Source organism: Streptococcus cristatus (assembly GCF_003943515.1).
In the GTDB taxonomy this organism is placed as follows: Bacteria; Bacillota; Bacilli; order Lactobacillales; family Streptococcaceae; genus Streptococcus; species Streptococcus cristatus_D.
On sequence record NZ_RJPT01000009.1, the window covers coordinates 58,195 to 82,641 of the forward strand.

Sequence of the window (24,447 nt, forward strand, 5' to 3'; positions counted from 1 at the left end):
CTACGTTCCTATTTATTCAGATTTTTTTGTTCCCAGTACTGAAGAGCCATGATAGTCTTAACATCGCAGATGTCACCGTTTTTCAGCAACTGATGTGCCTCCTCCAGACTGACTTCAAAAAGTTCTAATGTTTCATCCTCGTCTTGGGGACGAGGGTTTTCGACCTTTGTCAAATGACTGGCGCTGTAGAGCTTGATTTTCTCATTGCAAAAACCGATGGCAGAGTAGAAATCATAGACCAACTCCAGCTGTCCAGTGTAGCCTGTCTCTTCTTCTAATTCTCGGAGGGCAGCCGCTTGGGGATCTGCATTCTCTCCTAGCTCCAACTTCCCAGCTGGAATCTCATATGAAGTCGCTTCGATCGCCTTGCGGTACTGCTTGACCAAAATCATCTTATTTTCCGGAGTGATGGCAATCACAGCCACCGCTCCGTTATGAAAAATCAAATCCCGTTGGGCTTGACCCTTACCCTCTGGCAGTTCCACCTGATCCTGAACCACTTTAAAAATCGGCCCCTGATAAATTTCCATCCGTTTGACGGTTTTTTCTTCAAATTCCATGGCTGAACCTACTTATTTTGAGGGTGATGAGGAAGACGCTTAGCATAATCTTCCTTGTTAATCTGACGGCCACGTCCCAGAGCAATAGCATCTGCTGGCACGTCCTTCGTGATGGTAGAACCCGCACCGACCAGTGAGTTGTCACCCAGCTCAACTGGAGCAATAATAGTCGAGTTTGAACCAACAAAGACATTGTCGCCAATGATTGTCTTGTACTTCTTCTGACCATCATAATTGACCGTAATCGTTCCCGCACCAAAGTTGACATTAGCACCGACTTCAGAGTTACCAATGTAGGTCAAATGACCAGCCTTGGTATTTTCGCCAATTGACGATCCTTTAACTTCTACAAAGTTGCCGACATGGACATCCTTAGCCAGACTAGAGCCTGGACGGATGTGAGCGTAAGGCCCGACCGTCACACCATCTGCCAAGCTAGACTCTTCAATCATCGAGTTTGTAATGACCGCTCGCTGACCAATTTCTGAGTCTACAATATAAGTCCCATTGGTCAGGATCGTCTCTGCCCCAATCTTGGTTCGACCTTTCAAGGTCACATTTGCTTCAACTTGAACCTCTGGCGCAATTTCTACATCCACATCGATATAAGTCGCATGAGGATTGACAAAGCTGACACCGTTGACCATATGCTGCTGGTTGATCCGGCGGCGCATAATGCTTTCAGCTGTCGCCAAAGCCACGCGGTCATTAACCCCCAGACTCTCATCAAAGTCTTTGAGCGTATAAGCGCCGACTTTTTCACCATTTTCGCGGAAAATACCAATCACATCTGTGATATAGTATTCTCCCTGCGCATTGTTGGTATTGATATTTTTGAGGGCCTCAAAGAGACGGGCATTGTCAAAGACATAAGTCCCCGTATTGATTTCCTTGATTTGTTGCTCAAAGTCAGAAGCATCCTTCTGCTCGACAATTTTGATGACTTCTCCATGCTGGTTGCGCACAATCCGGCCATAGCCAAATGGATTGTCAGCTTCTGCTGTCAAGATTGTTGCAACATTCTTGTGGTTGATATGAAAATCAATCAGATTTTTCAAGCTTTCTCCCGTAATCAGAGGAGTGTCGCCAGCAATAACTAATGTTTGACCAGTCAGATTTTCCAAAACAGGCTCAGCCATCATAACGGCGTGACCAGTTCCCAGCTGCTCGGTCTGACGGACAAACTCTGTCTGACCTGCCAAGACTTGCTCGACCAGCTCCGCCTTGTGCCCGATAACAGTAACAGTCTTCTCAGGCTCAATCGCACTGACACTACGGAAAACGTGCTCTAGCATGGAAATTCCTGCCACCTTGTGCAAGACCTTTGGTAAATCTGATTTCATGCGAGTACCCTTACCCGCAGCCAAAATAACGGCATAATTTGTCATAAATGAACTCTTTTCTCTAAGATATTACCCTTATTATACCACTAAAAGAGAATTTTTTAAAATGCAAATTGCAGAAGCAAGAGATCGCACTTAGAGAAAAGGTGCAAGTCATTGACCAAACCACTGTCCTCAATCCGCAATCCACTCCATCCAGACCAATTTTTTAACGTCTTTTTGCGGGTCTAAAAATGATTTTTCCTTCGTTTATACCAGCTTTTGATAGCAGCGAATGATCAGCAAATTGTTCTCCTTAAACACTATAGGTCTATTGCTCCTATTGTCAAAATTTTGATGGCGATTATACACTTAAAATTGATATGCAAAGAGATATTTGCTATAATGACCTAAGGATGAATGTTCGCTCCTACCTTATGAAGTGCAGAAAACTCTACAAATCTGCTAGGGCAATACCATTTTTATGTGAACCACTTTGGGATGATAGGGTCCAAGGATTGTGGGCTCCACTTTCTAGTTTTCTTGTTTTTACCCGACCAATTATATATTTAGAGTTGTGAGGAGATGTTAGTTATGATCTTTACTAAAAATCGCAAGAAGAGAGATGAATACTACCAACAGATTGATAGGATCTATAATAACGATAGTATCATCATTAGCTCAAAGTTACGGGAAGAGCTCTTAAGTAGTGCCAAAGGGCTACAGAAGGGGGACCAAATTAGTTATTTGGCATTTAAGTTGTATCCTTTTGTATGTGATGAGGTGCTCAAGAATAAGTCCGATGAATTGATCGCATTCAAAAAATACCTTGAAAAAACAAGATGGAAATATTATTGGGGAAGTGTGCTCGGAATGGCATTTGTTAGAGCATAAGTCACAACTGACGCTTTTGAAAGTATCAAGATGAGGACGCAAATCATCTTCCAATATGATAAGACGATAAAAACTCATAGAATCTCCTAGTGGAGCTGGTGGTCTAGCGACTTACAGTTCACACGAGTTGAGACTCTGTGAGTTTTTTCTTGCATGATATTTACAAGCTAGGCATAAAAAAGAGGCTGGGACTCTTTTGTCCCAACCTCCTGAATGTAGGTACTGCTAGCTCACTAAAGTAGGCTAAAACTCCATATAAATTGTTTTGTAACCAGCTATAATCTAAGCTCTCACAGAGATAAATGGTGAACCTTCTGTATTATCTTCAGGCGCTCCGCTCTTTGAACCAAAGATATAATCCACTGAGTACCAACCGTTATTATTAGCATTATAAGGATCATAGACCTGTGTTTGGCCATTTTGATAGCCTCTTAAGACTATCTCATGGGTAACAAAATGGCTGGCAAAGACACTGCTACCAACGGCTGCCATGACATGATGGCCTGCTGCCAAAGCTTCTTTAAGTGCTGCTGATGAATGTAAGACATCTGTTGTCAGTCCCCAGTTCTGTGCCCCTTGGACAATACCCTTACTTGACGTTCCAAATAGACCATTTTTGTTAAAGGAGTCTGTGTGATGATAAAGGAAGTCCGCTACGGTTGTTGGTAAAACAGTTTGACCTGTAATACCAGAAATAGTCATTGCTAATGTGGTAGGAACACAGCCAGTAGCTGCTAAATTATATTTTCCATAATATAAACCAGCCCATCTAGGATCACGTTGTGAATAATATGGCGTATCATAAACTCCTCTGCTGACTGTTGTAGTCGTTCCACCAACGCCTACCAAACTACCATCATTTTGAACATAATAGAGGTGAATATTATATTCTCCCGTAGAATATTTATGGCTAGAGGTGCGTACTAGGGCCTTATAACTACCATCCGCTTGCCTTTGAGCCCGATACCAAACAATGTCATCCTGACCATTGACACTTGACCAAGTTGGCAATTTGACTTCCTTGACTCCTTTTGGACTATAAACATTGGTCACTACAACTTCGAACGTGCCTAATCGAGGATTATTATTTTTAATGGTGATTTGACCCGTTGGCTTAATGTGCTCTGAAGCTACATTCGCTGTTGTCTTCGTGCCTCCGACCCCGACCATACGGCCATCATTCTGAACATAGTAGAGGTGGATATTGTATTCGCCTGTAGAATACTTGTGGTCACGTAGATTGACCTGTGCCTTGTAAGTACCATCGGCTTGCTTGACTGCTGTGTACCAAATAATGTCGTCCTGACCGTTAGCACTTGACCAGGTTGGCAATTTAACTTCCTTGACACCATAAGCATTCTCAACTTCAGAAACCACCACTTCAAAGGTGCCTGTCTGTTGATTGTTGTTCTGGATGGTCAACTTACCTTTTGGGGTGCCTAGAGATACGGTCGTCTTGGTTCCTCCAACTCCGACCAACTGGCCATTATTCCCTACATAATAGAGATGAACATTGTACTCACCTGTAGAATATTTATGGTCGCTCGCCTTAATATTCATCTTGTAGGTACCATCAGCCTGCTTGGCAGCTCGATACCAGATAATATCATCTTGACCATTAGTGCTAGACCAAGTTGGCAGAAGCACTTCACGAACTCCCTCTGGACTGCTCACTCCGCTCACGACAACATCAAAACTACCTGTTGTTGAATTATTATTGGCAATCGTGAGAGTTCCTTTTGGTTTAGCGACAGAAACAGTAGTTGTTGTGCCACTAACCCCAATCATCTGACCATTATCTTGAAGGTAGTAAAGGTGGATATGATACTCACCAGTGGACATCTTATGGTTGCGGGCTTGAATGCTAGCCCTGTATGTGCCATCGGACTGCTTGGTGGCTGTATACCAAACAATATCATCTTGGCCTTTATCACTAGACCAAATCGGCAGATGCACGCTCTTGACGCCAAAAGGACTGACAACATCAGACACAACAACATCGAAGCTGCCCGTATCCGGATTATTGTTCTCAATTTTCAAAGTCCCTTTAGGCTTGGCTGCTAAACTGAACTGGGTGCCTGCTACACCGACTAATTGACCGTCATCTTGGATATAGTAAAGATGAACAGTGTAGTCTCCCAAAGAATATTTGTGATCCCGAGCCTGGATACGAGCCCGATAGGTGCCATCGGACTGCTTGATTGCTGTGTGCCAGACTAGATCATCTTGACCTTTATCGTTAGACCAAGTCGGCAGTTTGACTTCCTTAACACCAAAAGGATTGGAAACGTTAGAGACAACGACATCAAAGCTACCAGTAGCTGGATCGTTGTTTTCAATTTTCAAGGTTCCTTTAGGTTGAGATAGGCTAACTGTTGTTCGAGTACCACCTACACCAACCAGCTGACCATCATCTTGAATATAGTAGAGATGGACATTGTATTCGCCTGTTGATTTCTTATGATTTACTGCTTTGACGGTTGCCCGATAAGTACCATCAGCCTGCTTGACTGCTGTGTACCAGATTAGGGTCATCTTGACCTTTGTCGGTGGACCAGGTTGGCAGTTTAACTTCCTTGACACCATAAGGATCGGAAACACCAGAAACGACAACATCGAAACTACCTGTATCTGGATTATTGTTTTCAATTTTTAGCGTTCCTTTAGGCTGAGCCTTAGAAACCACAGTACTTGTACCACCTACACCGACCAGCTGACCATTATCCTGAACATAATAGAGGTGGATATTGTACTCACCTAGAGAGTTCTTGTGGTGGGAAGCTTTGACTGTGACAGTGTAGTTGCCATTGGTCTGGCGCTGCGCCTCATACCAGACTAGATCGTCTTGACCATTGACACTAGACCAAACAGGAACAACAACTTTTTTCACACCATAAGGATTAGAAACCCCTGAGACAACAACATCGAAACTGCCTGTGTCTGGATTATTATTGACAATATCAATTTTTCCTTGCGGTTTACCAGTCGTAACAGTTGTTGTGGTACCACCTACACCGACTAGCTGATTGTCTTCCAGCAAATAATAGAGGTGGATATTGTACTCACCTGTGGAATACTTATGGTCACGAGCTGAAATACTGATTTTATAAGTACCATCAACTTGTCGTTTAGCATCGTACCAGATAATATCATCCTGACCATTCACGCTGGACCAAGTTGGTAGGGCGACTTTTTTGATAGGCTTAGGGGATGAAATATTGGTTACATGAACATCGAAAGTACCAGCATTTGGATCCACATTTGTAATATTGATAGTGCCTTGAGGCTTGTCATCAACTGCACGAGAAACTCTCACTTTTGGCTCAGATTCTGGCTTTGTTTCTGCCTCTTGTGGCTTATCAGAAGAAGCTGTCACAGATCTAAATGAAGCTCTCCCTGAAGAAATATTTTCAGAAGAAAGTGATGCTAAATTGTCTTTAGACTGTTCAAACGGCGAGTTTCCATCCTTTTCAGAGGAAGCTGAAGCGATTTTTTCATCTTTACCTAAAGAAGCTTCAGATGCACCACTATCTTTCTTCGTCTCAGAATCTACTTCTGAAGCCTTGTTAGCTAGATCCGCCTGTTTTGAAGTATCTCGATTGGTCACAGCAACTGAAGGCTCTGATTGCTGTCCATCATTTGCTGCTTGATTTATTTCGTCAGCAAAAACGCTATTAGCACTGGCTGCTAATAAAATAGCTGTACTAGCTAGATAAACTAATCCTTTTGTTTTCATACGCTTTCTCCATCCTTTTTAGAGTTGCACACCTTTATTGTAGCATAATAGGACAATTATTACAAATTGGTAACAAATTTGTATCATTTAATCCTAAACTGATTTAAAACCTATTCTTTCTATTATTTCATTCGTAAACAAAAATAAAAAAAGAGCTGGGACAGACCAAAAAATGATTCATTTTTTGATCTTATCCCAACCTCTTCCTCTTTAATGCTCTGTGATGTATTTATAAACTTCTTGGCCTGCCACTGCTCCGTCTCCAACTGCTGTGGTGATTTGGCGCAGGTCTTTCTGACGGACATCTCCAATGGCATAAATGCCGTCAATAGCCGTTTTCATGTGTTGGTCTGTGATAATCCAGCCAGCTTCATCACAAATCCCTAAGTCTTTGACAAAATCGCTAACAGGGTCTAGGCCGACATAAACAAAGACGCCGCCAAAGTCTGACTCGCTGATTTGCCCCGTTTTTACATTTTCAAAAACGACACTAGTTACCCTGCGATCGTCCCCTTTGATTTCTTTTACGACGGAATCCCAGATAAAGCTGATTTTTTCATTGGCAAAGGCCCGCTCCTGCAAGAGCTGCTGCGCCCGCAGTTGATCACGACGGTGAACAATGGTCACAGACTTTGCAAAGCGCGTGAGGAAAATCGCTTCTTCAACGGCAGAATCGCCGCCTCCAACCACTAAGAGATCCTCATCACGGAAAAAGGCACCGTCGCAGACCGCACAGTAGGAAACGCCACGACTATTGTATTCTTCCTCGCCAGGAACTCCTAGATGACGATGGTTGGCGCCAGAAGCCAAAATCACTGTCTTGGTCTCAAAGGCTCCATCCTCAGTAATGATTTTCTTATAGTTACCATGGTCTTCAATCTTTTCAACCTGACCAAATAGATGCTCTACACCTAGATTTTCTAAAGGTTCAAACATTTTATCAGCCAGCTCTGGTCCGCTGATACGAGCATAACCGGGATAATTTTCAATCTCCGCAGTATTATTCATCTGGCCGCCGTAAATTCCGCGTTCAAGCAAGGCCACTTTTAAGTTGCTTCTAGCTGCATAGAGGGCTGCTGTCATTCCCGCAGGACCAGCTCCAATAATCATTGTATCGTACATCATCTTTTTCCTTTCTCTTTGTTGTAACTACTGTTATTCTAACAGACTAGCGCATCTTTTACAAGTATTTAAGCTTTGAGAACAACCAGTAAACCAAAAATCGCAAAAGACAAGATTGGAATCGTCATAATTGTAATCAAAAGAAGATCGTAAATTTGGCTTTGGCCTACCGCAAGAGTTCGATCCTTGCGACCGAGCCGCTGCAATAAAAGCCACAAACCATCGGCAAGGCCTACCAGAATCGTCGTATAGATGAGACTTTGGATATAGAGAGAAAAAATCTTAATTAACATGTCAGCTCCTCAATAATCAGTTGCCTTAAAAAGGTTTTAGTCGAAAACAAACCCAGCTGGTCTAGCCAACTGAGCTTTCACTTTTTCTATTATATCAAATATAAGTCCGTTTGTAACTAGCAAAGAATTCTTTGGTTCTAGCCTCCTTGGAATGATTGATGATCTCCTCTGGACTGCCTGACTCAATAATATGCCCCTTATCCAAGAAAAGCACCCGATCTGCCACTTGGGAAACAAAAGATATATCGTGGCTGACCAGAATCATGGTTTGTCCTGCTTTGGCAGCGTCGGCAATGGATTTCTCTACCTCACCGACTAGCTCTGGGTCAAGGGCTGAGGTCGGCTCATCTAGCAAGAGAACATCTGGCTTCATGGCCAAGGCCCGTGCCAAAGCCACCCGCTGTTTTTGACCGCCTGATAAATGCTTGGGATAATGATTCTCACGGTCAGACAAGCCAACTTTTGCCAACTCTTCCTTGGCAATTTTAGTCGCTTCTTGGTCAGATAAGTTTTTAACTACCAGCAAACCTTCCTTGACATTTTCCAGAGCCGTCCGACGGGAAAATAAATTAAACTGTTGGAAAACCATAGCCAATTTTCGACGCAGCGTCAAAATCTCATCTGGTGAAATAGTTGAAAAATCCACCTTGAAGTTATCAATTTCAATCCTTCCGCTGTCTGGCTGCTCCAGATAGTTGAGGCTGCGCAGGAAGGTTGATTTACCAGCACCTGAGGAGCCTATTAGAGCAATGACTTCGCCTTTTTGAATTTCCAAACTCAGATTATCCAAGACCTTTTGGCCAGAAAATTCCTTACTTAACTGGGAAATTTTAATCATCAAATCCTACCTCCTTGCGCTTGCTCCATTTTTTCCAGATTGGCTGGCGCCTTGATATCCATAGCTTTTTCAATCGCACGTCCGATTTGCTCAATCACGATATTGACAATCCAGTAAATAATCGAAACGGAAATGAAGCGCTCAAAATAACGATAATCCGAACCACCGATAGCCTGAGCCTTGGCAAAGACTTCTACGACACCCGCACTAAAGGCCAGAGAAGTCCCCTTGGTCAAGCCGATGAGGGAGTTAATCAGAGTCGGTGTTGCCACAACCGCTGCATTAGGAATGATGACCCGCAGATAGACTTGGCGATTGGTCATTCCCAGACTACGAGCTGCTTCAATCTCACCCGGATCCACCGAAAGAATGGCTGCTCGGATCGTCTCGCTGGCATAGGCCGCTTCATTGAAGGCAAAGGCAATAATCGCAAAGACTGAGGCAGGGATGGCATTGATATTAAAGGCCGTCCCATATTTTTGATTGATAGCTTTCAACAGGAGCGGAATCCCAAAATAAGTCAACATGAGCTGAACTAAAAGGGGCGTCCCACGGAGGAAGCTCACAAAGACAGACTGAATAGGATATAGAATTCTCGTGCGGTTAATCTTGACCACTGCAAAAATCATGGCCAAGATGATGCCGAAAAATGCACCACCCAGCGTCAACAAAAGTGTGACAGGCAAGGTTTTCAGGATCGCTGGAATGGCATCAAAAACAGCCCGTAGACTAAATAGTTTGCCGTCTGGAAGAAGCTTCAAGAGCTCTTCATACCAGTTTGCAGCTAGGATATAAGTTGTAAACATTTCAATTACTTCTCTTTCTCGATAATGCATTATTCTATCATAATTTGACCCAGATGCAAACTATTTGGCATCAAAAATAGATAATCTTTAAACCTTTAATAGCTAAGTGGGAAATAACAATAAAATAGACCAGTAATCCTAGTCTATCATAGTTTCACTGGTCTTTAAAATATAATTTTTCTATATCGTCCATAAAAAGAATTTATGGCTAGAATGTCTGGCGCTTAGCCTTGCGTTCTGCTCGACCACGTGCACGATTTTCAGCTCGCTTGGTCTTGCGGCGCTTCTCATTAACCGCCCATTGGATTTTCTTCTTATAGCCTGGCTTGATTTTTTTCTTTTTCTTCTTGACCAGACCAATCATTTCTGTGTCCAGCTTTTCCTTGGTCTTCTCCCGATTAGCACGGCGATCTCGGTCGTAGGTATCTTGAAATTCCCCATTTTTGATCATCTTAGGAGTAAACTTGATGCCCAGCTTTTCCAACTCTCGAATATCGGAATCGTCACTCGGTTGATAGAGGGTAATGGCTGTGCCGGGAAGACCATTTCGTCCCGTCCGACCAACGCGATGGACAAAGAAAGACAAATCCTGTGGAATGGCATCATTGATGACATGGCTGACCCCCTCGATGTCAATCCCCCGAGCCGCCAAGTCCGTCGCTACGATGTATTCAAAATCCAGATTCTTGACCTGATTCATGATACGCTTGCGCTCCCGCGGCGGGATATCGCCATGAATTTTGGCTACTTTTAGGCCCTGCGCAGTCAGATAGGCCTGCAATTCATCCGCCCGAGTCTTGGTATTGACGAAAATCATCGCCAGATAAGGCTGGAGGATCTGACTAATCTCATAAATCTGGGCATTCTTATCCCGCCCCTTGGTTGACAGGAGCCAATTATCAATGGTATCGGCAATCACCGTCTTGGTCTTAATCTGCTCCATGACCGGATTAGATAGGTATTTTTTCAAGAAAGGTTGGAGCTTCTGCGGAATAGTAGCTGAGAAAACTAAAAACTGCAGGTCTTTAGGCAAGCGAGCCGCAATCCGGTCAACTGTCTCCAAAAAGCCCATATCAAGCGTCATATCAGCCTCGTCCACAACAAAGGTATGAGCCTTATGGATAGCCAAATCACCTGACTCAACCAAGTCATAAATCCGCCCTGGCGTTCCAATGACTATATGAGGTTGGCTGGACTCTAGCTTGCCAATCTGACGAGCCTTGTCAGTTCCGCCGACATAGTTGGCCACTCGAATCTCTTGCTCTGAAAAGCTAGCTAGCTGACGGGCTGCCTGATAGATCTGGGTTGCTAATTCTCGGCTGGGTGCTGTAATTACCGCTTGGACGCTGTCCACCTCTTCATCTAATTGCTGGAAGATAGGCAGCAAGAAGGTGTGGGTCTTGCCTGATCCTGTTTTAGACTCCCCAACTAAGTCTCGGCCAGATAACACCACCGGAATCAGCTTTTCTTGAACCTCCGTCGCCTCCACAAAGTTCAGGTCCTTGAGGGCTTCCTGAATATAATCTTTAAAGTTAAATTCTGTAAATTTCATTTTTTCCTCTGTTTACTCTTAATCTTATCTATTATACCAAAAAAATATCTTTTCTGCTCAGCTCAGGACGAGAAAAGGCGGGCTTACACCCACCTTCATATCACAAATATAGAATGGCCAAAGTCAGCAAGCTGGCTAAGAGGCCTACGCCCCAGAAGAAGAAATCAACCTTCCATTCGCTCCAAGGCTGACCATGCCCAGAAAAGCCACCCAGCTCAAAGTGGTGATGGACTGGCGTCATACGGAAAATCCGCTTGCCACCCGTCAGCTTGAAATAAGTCACCTGCATCATAACAGAAGTCGTTTCAAAAACATAGACGATTCCGATGAGAAGCAAGGTCCACTCTTGGTGCAAGGCAATGGAGAGGGCTGCAAGCATACCACCTAAGGCAAGACTTCCCACGTCCCCCATAAAGATTTTAGCTGGCTTATGGTTAAAGACAAAGAAGCCTAGCAAACCACCAATCATGCTGATAATGACAATCAGAAGGTCAAAGCGCTTCTGCTCCAGAGCAATGACTCCGTAAGCCACCAAGCTGATTGCAACGGAGATACTAGCCAAGCCATCAATTCCATCAGTCAGATTGACAGCGTTGGAGAAACCAACCAGCCAAAAGAGGACGAAGAAGATATAGAGGAAGCCCAGCTGCACTGGAATCGTAAAGACATTGAGAGAGTCACCTGCCCCGTGCTGATTGTAGAAGAAGTAAAAGATAACTCCCCCTACCAGCTGCAGAGCTAGTTTCTGCTTAGGATTCAGGCCTTCGTTGATCTTACGGAAAACCTTGAGGAAATCATCCAAAAAGCCAACGATTCCGTAGAGAACCAAGATAAAGAGAATCATAATCAAGCCGTTGGACAGTTGTTGGGAAAGCAAAGCTGTCACAAAACTAGCCAAAACAGAAGCAACTAGAAAGACGGTTCCCCCCATCGTCGGCGTTCCAGCCTTAGCCTGATGCTGCTTAACATCCTCGTGCATTTGCTGGCCTGAAATATGAGCCTTGTGATAAAAACGGATAAAGGCAGGAATCCCAACAAGCGTTAGGATAAAGGTCAGAATTCCTGCAATAATTGCTGTTAACATGCTAGTCTCCCAATGTAACGGTTATTTTTTTCAATTTTTTCAGGTCTGTATTGACCTTTTCCTTCTGCTTGACAACTTTTGAGCCTTTACCTTTAAAATTGACTTCCAGCCCTTGCCATTCAGCAAATTGCTCCACATTTTCCTTGGTCCAGCCATACATATCTGGCAAATCTTCAAAGTTATCACTTAAAATCAAAATCTGCTGATTGGCTTTTAGTTCTTGCCCTTCTTTTACAGAAATCTTCTTGATTTCACTGCCTGTTCCTAAAATGATGGGCTGCACTAGATTGCGGCGGAGTTCATCAGCCAAGCCTCCTGGGCTGATTTGATTTTTCAGCTTCAGTTGCTTGGTCAAACCATCGATAGATGGCATTTTGTAGGTTGTTTCTTTTTCAACCAATTCCAAGGCAGGGCTATCGCCAGTTAGATTCAAGCTATCTTTAAGTGCCACAGCTTCTTCCAAGACTGGATTGACAACTTCCTGCCAGAAAAGAGGGGAGAATTTAACTTCAGGCTGCTGAACAGTGACATACATAATGAAATCTGGACTTTCTGCCGGCGTCATGGCTACTACGGAGTAAATGTTATTATTCTCCCCTTCCAAATAGCCCTTAGCTGTCGCAATTTGGGCTGTTCCGGATTTCACGGCCACATCTTGCCCAGAAACCTTGATAACCGGTTCTCCGCCGATATTCAGTGTTCCATAATAAGGGACCGTTCCAACCTGAATCATATAGTCCCGAGTCGTTTTCGCTGCTTTTCCTGAAACTGGATGACCAACGATTTCTGGCTGGGATTTGCGGGCACTACCCGTTTTTGAGTCATAGATGGCAGAGATAAATTTCGGCTCTAACATGACACCATCATTTGACACAGCTGAAAAGGCACGTAACATCTGCACTTGGGTTACCCCAATCCCTTGTCCAAAGGAACTCATAGCAATGGTTACAGCATTGTCTGTAGGCAAGGCACCATATTCTTCATATCCCATCCCAAAACGAGTCGGTAAGCCAAATTTGAATTTTGATAGATAGTCTATCCACTTGGCATCTCCCATGTCTTGCTCAATACGTGTCATCCCAACATTACTAGAGTATATAAAACCTTGAGCATAGGTCAGGACTTGTCCTGTTGCTAACCCCATGTTTACATCCCAGTCGCGGATGGTAGCATCTGCAATCTTATATTCCGAGCTATCGTATGTTCCGGTTGGATTAAAGGATCCATTATCAATCGCTGAGGCTAGAGTCATAACTTTCATCGTTGATCCAGGCTCATACTGCGTCTGGTAAAGGAAGCTATTCCAAGTTTTCAAATGATCTACATTCAGGCCCTCTTTGGTATCCGCATTATAAGTCGGACGCTGAGTTGTTGCTAGAATCTCGCCTGTCTTGGCACTGACCAAAGTCGCACTGACAAATTTTCCTTTAGCTGTTTCTTGGAAGGCATCCATCCGCGTTTCCAAGTATGTCTGTAGCTGGGCAGAGAGGGTTGTATACACATCTTTTCCGTCTTCTGTCTTAACAGAAATTTCCTCTGAACCTGGGATGATGTTTCCTTTACTGTCTTTTTCATAGGTAACCAGACCATTCTGACCGCCCAAGATACGGTCTAGCGACTGCTCCATCCCTGAGGTTCCCACAAGAGTTTTATTACCTTCTTTATCCTCTTGCATCTGAGCCTGACCGATAAATTGCGAAGCAAAGATACCGTTACTATAGCTGCGGTTAGGGCTGGTTGTGAAATCAATTCCCTCTATCTTTTCCTTCTCCATCGCCTGCCGGATAGAGCTCATAGTACTATAGGTGATCCCATTTCCTTGAGAACCAAAAGAAACCTGTTTTAAATCCTTTTGCGCAAGTTGCTGCTTAACATAGTCCTTATCTATTCCTAGATGTTGATTAAGAATCTCAGCAACCTTTTCATACTGGGATTCCTCTACATAGAGGACCTTGCCAGCAGCGGATTTGTAATTTTTATCAATAACAGCATAAATGTTGTAGGTTGTTGCATCTTCAGCGATCGGGACACCGTTGCGGTCATAGATCGTTCCTCGCTTGGCAGCGACCACGACTGTCTTTTGGTGAACTTGCTTGGCACCTTTTGACAAATTAACACCAAATTTCTGATCCGTCCCGATAATGGTCGCAAAATTAATCAAGAAAATGAAAAAAAGAAAGACGGCTAAGGCACTCATGCTTTTTCCCACTCTTCTTCGATTGTATTCGGGTGTCTGTCTATTTTTTAAAGCATATCGCTGAATGTTTTTTAAAAATCTATTACTCATTGGTTGTACTCACTGTCTTACGATTTCCCTTTTGGAGTTTCATATCCTGAGAGCTGGCCAACTGGGACAGCCTTTCATAACGTGTCAATTCATTCACTTCTTGCTTAATATTATCCAATTCAGCCTGCTCTGACTCAATCTGAGCATTAACTTCAGTCAAATCATGATTGACCTGCAGCAGCTTGGTCTGCATAAACACAATACTGACTGCAAGGATAATCGCTGTTAAAACGATAGAGCCGTAGAAGGCTTTTTCAACTCGGGAAAATTTCCGAATCCGTTTTTGAATAGGGTGTTGCTTTCTTTCTGCCATGAAACTTACTCATGCACCTTCCTAGCCACGCGCAATTTCGCAGAATGGGCGCGATTATTGGCTTCTAATTCTTCTTTGCTTGGTAAAATGGGTTTGCGAGAAACTAACTCCAGCTTGGGCTGCAAATCATCTGGAATGAAAGGCAGTCCCTTGGGAACATCTACGGTTGAGGCTTCTTTAAACAGTTGCTTGGTCAGACGATCCTCCAGCGAATGAAAGGTAATCACTGAAATACGACCACCTACAGCCAACAAGTCAATGGCCTGCTGAATGGATTCATCGGCCGCTCCCAACTCGTCATTGACCTCAATCCGAATAGCCTGAAAAATCTGCTTAGCTGGATGACCTTTTTTCTTCAGTTCCTTAGCAGGTTTGGCTGATTTGATAATTTCGGCCAGCTCTGTCGTCGTTTCGATGGGTTTGATTTCTCTCGCTTGCTCGATCTTACGGGCAATCTGCTTGGAAAACTTATCTTCACCATATTTGAAAAAAATACGGACTAAATCGTTGTAAGGATATTGATTTACAACTTGGTAAGCTGTCAAGGCAGCTTCTTGATTCATCCGCATATCCAACGGAGCGTCCTGCTTATAAGAAAAACCGCGCTCCCGCTCATCTAGCTGCGGACTAGATACGCCCAAGTCGTAACAAATTCCATCAATCTTCTCGACCCCTACTTCATTCAAACGAGTCTTGAGATTGCGGAAATTATCCTTGATAAAGGTCACCATGCCCCGCTCAATATAGGGAGCCAGACGTTTTTTGGCATTATCAATCGCAGTCTGATCCTGGTCAAAAGCATACAAATGCCCCTTGTCTCCCAGCTTGCTCAAAAGATACTCGCTGTGACCAGCTCCACCCAAGGTCGCATCAACATAGATGCCATCTGGCTGAACATCAAGCTGGTCAATCGTTTCATGAAGAAGTACGGTAATGTGATGAAATTCTTTTGTCATATCCTATCTATTATATCACATTCATGTATAAAAAAAAATTTAAAAGAATATGTCAGTTTTTGATAGGCTACCTTATAGCTTTTGCAAGTCACTTTCAGATATCTACCACTTGGCCTACAAGCTTCTACCAGTCAGCGAAAAGGCCTTGCGGGCATGACAAATTCTGCTATAATCATAACTACCAATGCATTGCGAGTTGGAATTCCTTCACATTCCAAAATTAATTCGTCCCCAAAGGAGATTTATTATGAAACTTGCTTTACGAAATCGACTATTTGCCTCTATCAGTCTGTCACGGATCTTTAATATCCTAGGCTCTTCTATCTATAATATCGTTTTTATCGTATTTGCTTCTAGCATGCCCCAACCTAAGTTTGCTGTTGGTATTGCTAATTTTATCGTTCTTGTTCCTACCTTTTTCACAGTCTTTGTCGGGATGAAAGCTGATAAAACCCTTCAAAAGGCTCGCTGGCTTATTCATCTAGGTTACCTGCAGGCCTTCCTCTTCATCCTAGTCGCCCTCCTGACCAAGTCTGCCTCCTACCTAGCCTTTGCTACCGTCTGCTTTCTCAATATCTTTTCCGACATTATCAGCGACTATCGTAGTGGTCTGCAGATGCCTATCTTACAGAAAAATATAGAAGAAAAAGATTTGATGGAAGCTTACTCTTTCACTCAACTTCTCACTTTTCTAGGAAATTTTGCTGGGCAAGCTCTAGGAGTCTGGTTACTTAGTATCAGCCAGCAGAATTTCGCTGTGGTCGCCCTCATCAACGCCCTCTGCTTCCTACTCTCCTCAAGCACTCTCTATCTGGTTCGACAAAAGCTCACCCATGACGCTCCTGCTGTTGAAGAGCAAAAACTTCCTTTCAAGACTCAGATGAAAGACCTTTACCAGAATGTCCAAATGATTTTTGAACAAGAAAAAATTGGAAACTTCTTGCTAGTGCTGCTTCAAGTCCTCCTCTTAAACGCATTGGCCGGCTCTATCATGGGACTCTACAACCTCTATTTATTGGATCACCCATTTTGGGGACTAAACCTGAGCCAGTCTCTGCTCATTATCGAGTCCTGCACAGTGATTGGGATTATCTCCGCCAGTGCCTTCTCAAATGATTATTTTTCCAAGCTTTCTCTGATGCGACTCGTCGTTTGGTGCTCGCTAGCTCTGCTCCTCCTAGGACTCAGCAATTTACTCCAAGCTCCTGCTCTCTTGGGAATTTTCTTTCTTACCTTTCTCATGTATATCTCTGGAAAAATCAATCCCAAAATCAACAGCATGCTGCTGAGTAAACTTCCTCCAGAAGTATTAGCCCAAACCTCCAACTTTCTCACCATGCTCTTTACCTTTTCCATTCCACTGGGAAGCATGATTTTTACCAGCCTTGGTCTGTGGAATATGGGAAGCGCTTGGTTGGTCTTCTCTCTGCTTGGTGGTGTCTGCCTTCTACTCAGCCTCAAAAACAACTAGAGTAAAAATCGTCGCAATTTCATACAAAAAATAAGGAAGCCTAGGCTTCCTTATTACATATTTTTCAATCTTTCTACCCGATCAGAAATTGGTGGGTGAGTATAAAAGAGCTTTTGCAAGCCACCCTTCTTCTTAGGATCATTGATATAAAGGGCTGCACTAGCATCATCTACATGGTGCTCCATAGGCTGGCTATTGTCTAACTTCAGCAGAGCGCTGATCATACCCTTAGGATTACGGGTCAGCTCAACACTTGAAGCGTCTGCCAGATACTCACGTTGACGAGAAATGGCCAACTGCACCAATGTTGCAGCAAGCGGCGCCAAAAGAAGAGCCAGCAGAGAGACTATCATCAAAACAATTCCTAAGCCATTGTCATTGTCCCGATCGTTTCTTCGACGGCCACCACCGCCAAACCACATCATGCGCCCAGCCATGCTAGACAGCATCGTGACAGCACTTGTAAGTGCCACTGCAATCGTCGAAATGCGAATATCATAATTGCGAATATGACTGACTTCATGCCCCATTACACCTTCAAGCTCTTCACGATTCATGAGGGCAAGCAAGCCAGTTGTGGCAGCCACTGCCGCATTCTCAGGCTTTGAGCCAGTCGCAAAGGCATTGGGTGAAGCATCTTCTATGATGTAGACCCGAGGCATAGGAATCTGAGCCACCATAGCCATATCCTGCACAACGTGATAAAGTTCAGGCGCTTCCTGCTCGGAAACTTCCCTTGCACCGTTCATCGACATGACAATCTCTGTGGACTGAAAAATCATACTGACAGCATAAATACCACCGATGATAAAGGCGATGGCCATCCCACCAAAGGGAGAATCGAGCCAAAGATAGCCGACAGCTGCCCCAATCAAAGCTAAAAGAGCAAAGAAGGCGACGAGGAGAACCCAAGTGCGCCTTTTATTGCTGGCAATTTGGTCAAACAACATAGTGGCCACCTACCCCAAATCGCTAAAATCCACTTTAGGAACAGCCTTTTCTTCCTCTGGTGTCTTCAAAAAGTCTGCTGCTTTGAAGCCAAACATACCTGCAATAACATTGCTTGGGAAAGTTTCCATTTTGACATTGTAGTTGCTGGTTACTGAATTGTAAAGCTGACGAGAATAAGCAATCTTATTTTCTGTATTTGTCAACTCTTCCTGAAGTTTCAAATAGTTTGTATTTGCCTTAAGGTCTGGGTAATTTTCAGCAACTGCAAAGATACCAGAAATCGAACGAGTCAGGGCATCACTAGCCTCCATAGCTTGGGCAGGTGATGAGGCAGCAGCTACTTGGTTACGCAATCGAGTAACATTTTCCAAGGTTGATTTCTCATATTTTCCATAACCTTTGACCGTCTCCAAAAGGTTGGGAATCAGGTCATTTCTGCGCTTGAGCTGGACATCAATCTGACTCCAAGCTTCCTGAGTTTGCATACGGCTCTTAACAAGACCATTGTAAACAGAAATCACGAAAATAGCTACAACTGCCACAACTGCAATAATAATTAAAAACATGGACATAATAAAGATACTCCTTATGATTTGATTGCACCTATTATAACAAAAAAAGCTCAACCTGTCTTTCTTGACATGTCATCTAGTAAAATAGGTTTATCTTAAATAATATCCAAACGCTAAAATAGTCAGAAATCTAGAAAAAGCTTCTTCACTTTTCTAGAAAACAAATTCTGGAAATCAAGGCAAGTCAGTATCTAATCCTTGGAGACACAAGAAGCTGATAGGCAGCAGCACCTTGCCCCGTTTTATGATATAATAGGATGAATACTGAAAACAAGGATGAAACTATGACACCGCAAGAATTTTACCAGCTACTAAGCCAGCAGGGAATTGAGCTGACCGATCGCCAGAAAGACCAGTTTGAGCGTTATTTTGAACTCTTGGTCGAATGGAACGAAAAAATCAATCTGACAGCTATCACAGAGAAAAATGAAGTCTATCTCAAGCATTTCTATGATTCAATTGCCCCCGTTTTGCAAGGCCTGATTGATAATCAAGAGCTTAAGCTGCTGGACATCGGAGCTGGGGCCGGCTTTCCTAGCCTCCCTATGAAAATCATCTGTCCCCAGCTGGATGTGACTATCATTGACTCCCTTAACAAACGTATCAACTTCCTAAAACTACTTGCAGAAGAGCTGGAGTTGGACAAGGTTCACTTCTACCACGGCCGTGCAGAAGACTTTGCTCAGGACAAGGCCTTTCGAGCTCAATTTGACCTAGTGACTGCCCGTGCAGTCGCTCGGATGCAAGTCCTATCTGAACTGACTATCCCTTACCTAAAAGTGGGGGGCAAGCTGCTGGCACTCAAGGCTTCTAATGCTCCTGAAGAACTGGAAGAGTCAAAAAATGCCTTGAACCTGCTCTTTAGTAAGGTTCAAGACAACCTCAGTTATGCCCTACCAAACGGCGACCCCCGCTTTATCACAGTGGTGGAAAAGAAGAAAGAAACCCCCAACAAATACCCCCGCAAGGCCGGTATGCCAAATAAAAGACCATTATAAGAAGAAAACAGTCGTCAGTCTTGTCAATAACTTCCAAGACATCAATTTGGGCAATGCCATCTGTGATAATAGAGTATTTAGGATGTTATACACCAACTATTGTCGAAAAGCTTTCATGCTTTTCAAGCCTCTCACAATCACTTTGCTATAAATCAACTCTATCTTTTGGTATAATAAACTCAGGAAATTTCTACTAGAAAAGGACATTTTATGAAACTCATCTCTTGGAACATTGACTCTTTAAACGCTGCCTTGACCAGTGATTCTGCCCGCGCTCAGCTCTCTCAGGCTGTCCTTCGGACCTTGCAAGCAGAAAATGCGGATATCATCGCTATTCAGGAAACGAAGCTTTCCGCTAAAGGACCGACTAAAAAACATCTTGAGATTTTAGAAGACCTCTTCCCAGGCTATGAAAACACTTGGCGCTCCTCCCAAGAGCCAGCCCGCAAAGGCTATGCTGGAACCATGTTCCTTTACAAAAAAGAACTGACACCCATCGTGACCTTCCCAGAAATCGGTGCACCATCAACCATGGATGTTGAAGGCCGCATCATTACGCTGGAATTTGACGACTTCTTCGTTACTCAGGTCTACACACCCAATGCTGGAGATGGCCTCAAACGCTTGGAAGAACGTCAGGTCTGGGATGTCAAATACGCTGAATACTTGGCATCACTGGATGAACAAAAACCAGTCCTCGCAACTGGAGACTACAATGTAGCCCACAAGGAAATCGACCTTGCTAATCCTGCTAGCAATCGCCGTTCACCAGGCTTTACCGATGAAGAACGTGCCGGCTTCACCAACCTGCTGGCTAAAGGCTTTACCGATACCTTCCGCCACTTGCACGGCGATATCCCTAACCAATACACTTGGTGGGCGCAACGCAGCAAAACTTCTAAAATCAACAACACAGGCTGGAGAATCGACTACTGGCTGACCAGCAACCGCGTGGCTGACAAGGTAACCAAGTCTGATATGATCGACTCTGGTGCACGCCAAGACCACACACCGATTGTCATGGAAATTGAACTTTAAGGAGGAATCCGATGGACTATCAGCCTGTCATTCCCGAATTTGTGGTATCTGACCTCGAACAATCGCGTCACTTCTACTGCGACTTACTGGGCTTCTCTGTCGAATACGAGCGTCCCGAAGAGAAATTTCTCTTCCTCTCGCTTGAAGACTGTCAGCTCATGTTAGAAGAAGGCAGCGCAGAAGAATTAGCACAACTTACCTATCCTTTCGGGCGCGGTGTCAATATTTCCTTTGGCATTGAGGATGTTCCTCAGCTCCACCAAAAACTGCTGGAAGCTGACTATCCCATCCATCGTCAACTGACAAAAAGAGAATTTCGCGTAGGAAATAGCTTTATTTATCCTCATGAATTTGCGGTTTTGGATCCAGATGGATATTTTCTACGATTTAGTGAATAAGAAGAGTCTGGGACAAAAGTCCGACCTCAAATATAAAAAGCGAACAAAACTAGTTTTCTGGTAATCAGAATTCTGCTTTGTTCGCTTTTCGCATTTAATTATAGATTTGAAGGGCTTAATAATTAAGATTTTTAAAAATTGAAATATTTTTGTCCCAAACTCTCTCAATTGTCTTTGGATTGTCGAGCAAGACGCAGTGGTTGAGTGGACTCTACTACGCTGATTTCATCAGCTTTTACAGCCCTACTCAACTGTGCAGAGGTGGGACAACGAAATCGAATTCTAACGAATTACCGATTTCTGTCCCACTCTCTATTTACAAGTAAATTTCTCAAATCTATCTAGACTATCAGAGGGTATTTTGTAGTGGAAAGCGTCCAAAATTCTGCTCCGTCAGTGCAGGATTGCCCAGCTGATAAACTTTGTCAGCTTGCTGGGTCAAACTGTCCCACGGCTCCTTGCCAATACGGCTGACGAGTTCAACTTTTCCCTTAAGCTTGGACAAATGCTGACGCCCCTGCTCGGAAAAGCCTAAAATATGGATTCCAGACGGAAGTTCTTCTTGTCTAGCTCCGACCAGGATATAGGTCAGCAGACGTCGAACCCGAGCCTTGGTATAGCGCTTGGTCGCCACCTGCTCGACCAGCTCTTCTATGGTCTCACTGCTTTTCAGAGCCTCCTTAATCCGAACAGACAACTCCTGATTGACCTGATAAAAATCTGTCAAATCCGGACTTGTCACTATCTGGTAACGGAGATAAGGAAAGAGGTCCGACCAGGTCACCTTGGGAGCCATTTCAAGCAAGTGATAGGCTGGGGTGAATTTTTTCAGAAAGTCTGGCTGATTCAGATTCTGGCGAAGGGCTGTGGCTGAGGCAAATTCCTCATTAGCTGATAAGGAATGATAACCGGCNCCCTGACGTTGAATCGGACGCAGTTTTATAGCCTTTCCCGCCACAGCCTTGGCATAGGCCAAGCCCAAGATATGATTGGGAGTAGAGCCTGAAAAATTGAGCCCTGCAAATTCCTGCCACATAGCCTGTGTCTTCTGAGGATAGGATAGGGAGTCAGGCAAGCCCGCCAGATAAGCCTCCATCTGCTCAGCCTTTTGGCCATAGACCCTTGAAATACTCTCATAATCCAGCACTTCCTCGGTCCCAAAAGTCAGCTGTTCGATACCCAGTCTCTCTAAGATGTCTACTGCCCCCTTAGCGAAAAAGTCCGCCGCCTGAACGCTGACCAAGAAAGGCAGCTCAAGGACCAGATCCGCTCCAGCTTCCAAAGCCATCTGTGCCCGAGTCCACTTGTCCACGATAGCCGGCTCCCCTCGCTGAACAAAATTGCCGCTCATGGCGATGATTTTCAGACCAAAAGCCTGCTCCAGCAGATATTTGTGCCCATTATGAAAAGGATTGAACTCTGCGATAATACCGGTGATAGGCATTAATTCCTCCTCGAATATAGAATTATTACTATTTAAATATTGTTAATCATATCTTTTGACTGAATGATTTCGTCAGTTGATTTATAATCAGCCAAAGCAATCCTTATTTTTTCTTCCTCGCCGCTACCATTTGTTGCTAACCTTAGTAAAGGAAGTTGATAATTTTTGAAAATATTATTTTTCATCGAATCTCGCTTCATTTGGTCAGGATTATTATGATACTTAACTCCATCAACTTCAATCGCTAGAACTGGAACTTTTGTAACCTTATTAAATATCAGGAAATCTACACTGGTTCGACTCTGATTAACAAATGTTGCTTCATCAGATGACAGCAATGAAAAATCTTTTATCAAATGTTTTAATCGGTACTGTGTGATAAAGTCAAGCTCTGAATATGAAGTAAGAATTTCTTTTAGTAATTCAAACATCAAATTTTCTGAATCATATTTTGAATGTTTGCTCCGATTTTTAAAATAATTTAGTCTACGTTCTTCATATTGTTTATACAGATAATCAAATACTGATCTAACCATACTGTCTTTGATATCACAATTTTGATATGCAATATAGTCTATTAAATCTGTTATATTCATATTTGATTTTTGTTTATTACCAGAAGTAACTAAAATAAGTCGATTTTTAGCTCTTGAAACAGCCACATTCAATAGGTGGGGATCATCAGTAAAATGTGTTATTTGATTATCTACTGTAGAAAGGATTATTGTTTCACATTCTCTACCTTGAAATTTATGTACAGTTTCACTAATATATTCCTCCAGTTGATTTTGAGACAACTCAATCTGATTACGATATGGAGCAATAATTCCTGTAGTATTATTATCTAATAGATAATAATCAATCACCTCTTTTTTTATGATATCAATTTCTCTCTGATTTGAGTGCTGGCGTGCATGATTCCCCGCTACAGACTTATAAGCAATAAGTACATCTTTCTCGCCATGATCTTTAGTCATAATACATAATTTCCCATTATAGAATTTTTGATTACAAAACTGAATAATTTTAGGATGACAGCGATAATGCTCTTTCAATAAGGTAGCAGGCTCTTCAGGAAATAATTCTACCATTACTTCCAAAAGGCTCTTTTTAAAGCTATATATAGGTTTTATCTTCAAATCCTTTCGTAAACATTCTGACTTTTCTTTTGATTCCCTTGTAACAATATTTGGTAATTGCTTAAGATCTCCAACAATTACTACATTTTTAGCACATGATAAAGCTAATGCTCCTGTAGCAATATCGACTTGTGAGGCTTCATCAATAATTAAATAGTCGTACAACATAGAATCAGCTACACAGTTTCTGGCAGAAAATGTTGTACTTAAGATTATAGGATAATCTTTTAAAATTTTTTTAGAAAAATTTAGCCTATTCTTTGCAGAGTTATCTGTATTATTTACTTTCCGAGGCGCCCCAGGAATATATTTTTCTAACAAAGCACTTTTCAAAATAGATTTTGAATATTCTATCATATTGGCTATATATTCATCGCTCAAATTCGTTTTATAATCATTTTCGAGTTTTGATAACTTTTTATTAAGTTTTTCCAACTCAGTCTCATAGAATTTCTTCTGAATCGTTGCAGCTAAAAAATCTGGATTTTGCTTATAAAAACTAAAATTCCTTATTTTATATTTAAAAATACTTTTTATTTTAAATATAAAACCGATTTTTCTATTTTGTTCAAAAATTTTTTCACACTCTAACAATAAATCCAAAAGAACTTTTGGAGATAACTTTGATAAATCTACTTCAAAGAGATCCTTATCAGACATGTAATCTTGAAAA

The 24,447-nt window shown here is 42.8% G+C and carries 20 protein-coding genes and 1 pseudogene; 5 read left to right on the forward strand and 16 right to left on the reverse strand.

Annotated features, from left to right (window positions below):
* Positions 1 to 8 precede the first annotated feature (8 nt).
* A complete protein-coding gene (locus tag D8791_RS08260; RefSeq protein WP_125447286.1) occupies positions 9 to 560 on the reverse strand; it encodes an NUDIX hydrolase in 552 nt (183 codons plus the stop codon).
* An 8-nt stretch (positions 561 to 568) separates the two neighbouring features.
* Positions 569 to 1,948 carry a bifunctional UDP-N-acetylglucosamine diphosphorylase/glucosamine-1-phosphate N-acetyltransferase GlmU gene (glmU, locus tag D8791_RS08265; protein ID WP_125447287.1) on the reverse strand — a complete coding sequence of 460 codons (1,380 nt, stop codon included), beginning with the start codon at positions 1,946 to 1,948 and terminating at the stop codon, positions 569 to 571.
* Between the two features lie 528 nt (positions 1,949 to 2,476).
* On the opposite strand from glmU, the gene D8791_RS08270 reads away from it, so the two are divergent.
* Positions 2,477 to 2,776 carry a bacteriocin immunity protein gene (locus D8791_RS08270; protein ID WP_125447289.1) on the forward strand — a complete coding sequence of 100 codons (300 nt, stop codon included), beginning with the start codon at positions 2,477 to 2,479 and terminating at the stop codon, positions 2,774 to 2,776.
* 282 nt (positions 2,777 to 3,058) lie between these two features.
* Here the strand turns inward: D8791_RS08270 and D8791_RS08275 are convergent.
* The 10 genes and pseudogenes from D8791_RS08275 to rsmH form a co-directional block, all read right to left on the reverse strand.
* Positions 3,059 to 6,512 (reverse strand): annotated as a pseudogene (locus D8791_RS08275) (GBS Bsp-like repeat-containing protein).
* A gap of 210 nt (positions 6,513 to 6,722) precedes the next feature.
* Positions 6,723 to 7,634, reverse strand: a complete 912-nt coding sequence (trxB, locus tag D8791_RS08280; RefSeq protein WP_125447307.1) for a thioredoxin-disulfide reductase — start codon at positions 7,632 to 7,634, stop codon at positions 6,723 to 6,725.
* 68 nt (positions 7,635 to 7,702) lie between these two features.
* A complete protein-coding gene (locus tag D8791_RS08285; RefSeq protein WP_045500825.1) occupies positions 7,703 to 7,927 on the reverse strand; it encodes a DUF4059 family protein in 225 nt (74 codons plus the stop codon).
* A 94-nt stretch (positions 7,928 to 8,021) separates the two neighbouring features.
* Positions 8,022 to 8,765, reverse strand: a complete 744-nt coding sequence (locus tag D8791_RS08290) for an amino acid ABC transporter ATP-binding protein (protein WP_125447291.1) — start codon at positions 8,763 to 8,765, stop codon at positions 8,022 to 8,024.
* Complete coding sequence (locus tag D8791_RS08295; RefSeq protein ID WP_015605310.1) at positions 8,765 to 9,571, reverse strand: amino acid ABC transporter permease; 807 nt, start codon at positions 9,569 to 9,571, stop codon at positions 8,765 to 8,767. The genes D8791_RS08290 and D8791_RS08295 overlap by 1 nt, the downstream gene beginning before the upstream one ends.
* Positions 9,572 to 9,779: 208 nt before the next feature.
* Entirely contained in the window at positions 9,780 to 11,123 is a 1,344-nt protein-coding gene (locus D8791_RS08300) for a DEAD/DEAH box helicase (protein ID WP_125447292.1), read from the reverse strand.
* Positions 11,124 to 11,223: 100 nt separating this feature from the next.
* On the reverse strand, positions 11,224 to 12,207 hold the full coding sequence (gene mraY / locus D8791_RS08305) for a phospho-N-acetylmuramoyl-pentapeptide-transferase (RefSeq protein WP_048764978.1): 984 nt from the start codon (positions 12,205 to 12,207) through the stop codon (positions 11,224 to 11,226).
* 1 nt (position 12,208) lies between these two features.
* Positions 12,209 to 14,494, reverse strand: coding sequence for a penicillin-binding protein PBP2X (gene pbp2x / locus D8791_RS08310; protein WP_125447294.1), 2,286 nt, complete (start codon positions 14,492 to 14,494; stop codon positions 12,209 to 12,211).
* Complete coding sequence (gene ftsL, locus D8791_RS08315) at positions 14,487 to 14,807, reverse strand: cell division protein FtsL (RefSeq protein ID WP_061909753.1); 321 nt, start codon at positions 14,805 to 14,807, stop codon at positions 14,487 to 14,489. The genes pbp2x and ftsL overlap by 8 nt, the downstream gene beginning before the upstream one ends.
* Before the next feature lie 5 nt (positions 14,808 to 14,812).
* The gene (gene rsmH / locus D8791_RS08320; protein WP_125447296.1) at positions 14,813 to 15,763 is read right to left on the reverse strand and encodes a 16S rRNA (cytosine(1402)-N(4))-methyltransferase RsmH; all 951 of its coding nucleotides are present in this window, start codon (positions 15,761 to 15,763) and stop codon (positions 14,813 to 14,815) included.
* 247 nt (positions 15,764 to 16,010) lie between these two features.
* Between rsmH and D8791_RS08325 the strand changes: the two genes are divergently transcribed.
* Entirely contained in the window at positions 16,011 to 17,234 is a 1,224-nt protein-coding gene (locus D8791_RS08325; RefSeq protein WP_125447298.1) for an MFS transporter, read from the forward strand.
* Positions 17,235 to 17,287: 53 nt separating this feature from the next.
* On the opposite strand, the gene htpX is transcribed toward D8791_RS08325, so the two are convergent.
* Positions 17,288 to 18,184 carry a zinc metalloprotease HtpX gene (htpX, locus tag D8791_RS08330; protein ID WP_125447300.1) on the reverse strand — a complete coding sequence of 299 codons (897 nt, stop codon included), beginning with the start codon at positions 18,182 to 18,184 and terminating at the stop codon, positions 17,288 to 17,290.
* A gap of 9 nt (positions 18,185 to 18,193) precedes the next feature.
* The gene (locus D8791_RS08335) at positions 18,194 to 18,751 is read right to left on the reverse strand and encodes a LemA family protein (RefSeq protein ID WP_045500951.1); all 558 of its coding nucleotides are present in this window, start codon (positions 18,749 to 18,751) and stop codon (positions 18,194 to 18,196) included.
* Between the two features lie 290 nt (positions 18,752 to 19,041).
* Between D8791_RS08335 and rsmG the strand changes: the two genes are divergently transcribed.
* The 3 genes from rsmG to D8791_RS08350 all read left to right on the forward strand — a co-directional run bounded on the left by rsmG (position 19,042) and on the right by D8791_RS08350 (position 21,191).
* Positions 19,042 to 19,755 carry a 16S rRNA (guanine(527)-N(7))-methyltransferase RsmG gene (rsmG, locus tag D8791_RS08340; protein WP_125447309.1) on the forward strand — a complete coding sequence of 238 codons (714 nt, stop codon included), beginning with the start codon at positions 19,042 to 19,044 and terminating at the stop codon, positions 19,753 to 19,755.
* Between the two features lie 210 nt (positions 19,756 to 19,965).
* A complete protein-coding gene (locus D8791_RS08345; protein ID WP_125447301.1) occupies positions 19,966 to 20,793 on the forward strand; it encodes an exodeoxyribonuclease III in 828 nt (275 codons plus the stop codon).
* An 11-nt stretch (positions 20,794 to 20,804) separates the two neighbouring features.
* A complete protein-coding gene (locus tag D8791_RS08350) occupies positions 20,805 to 21,191 on the forward strand; it encodes a bleomycin resistance protein (RefSeq protein ID WP_125447303.1) in 387 nt (128 codons plus the stop codon).
* 349 nt (positions 21,192 to 21,540) lie between these two features.
* Here D8791_RS08350 and D8791_RS08360 read toward each other — a convergent pair whose 3' ends face one another.
* The gene (locus D8791_RS08360; RefSeq protein ID WP_125447304.1) at positions 21,541 to 22,635 is read right to left on the reverse strand and encodes a nucleotidyltransferase; all 1,095 of its coding nucleotides are present in this window, start codon (positions 22,633 to 22,635) and stop codon (positions 21,541 to 21,543) included.
* A 32-nt stretch (positions 22,636 to 22,667) separates the two neighbouring features.
* Positions 22,668 to 24,447: AAA domain-containing protein (locus D8791_RS08365; RefSeq protein WP_125447306.1), on the reverse strand; the 1,780-nt coding region annotated here is incomplete at its 5' end.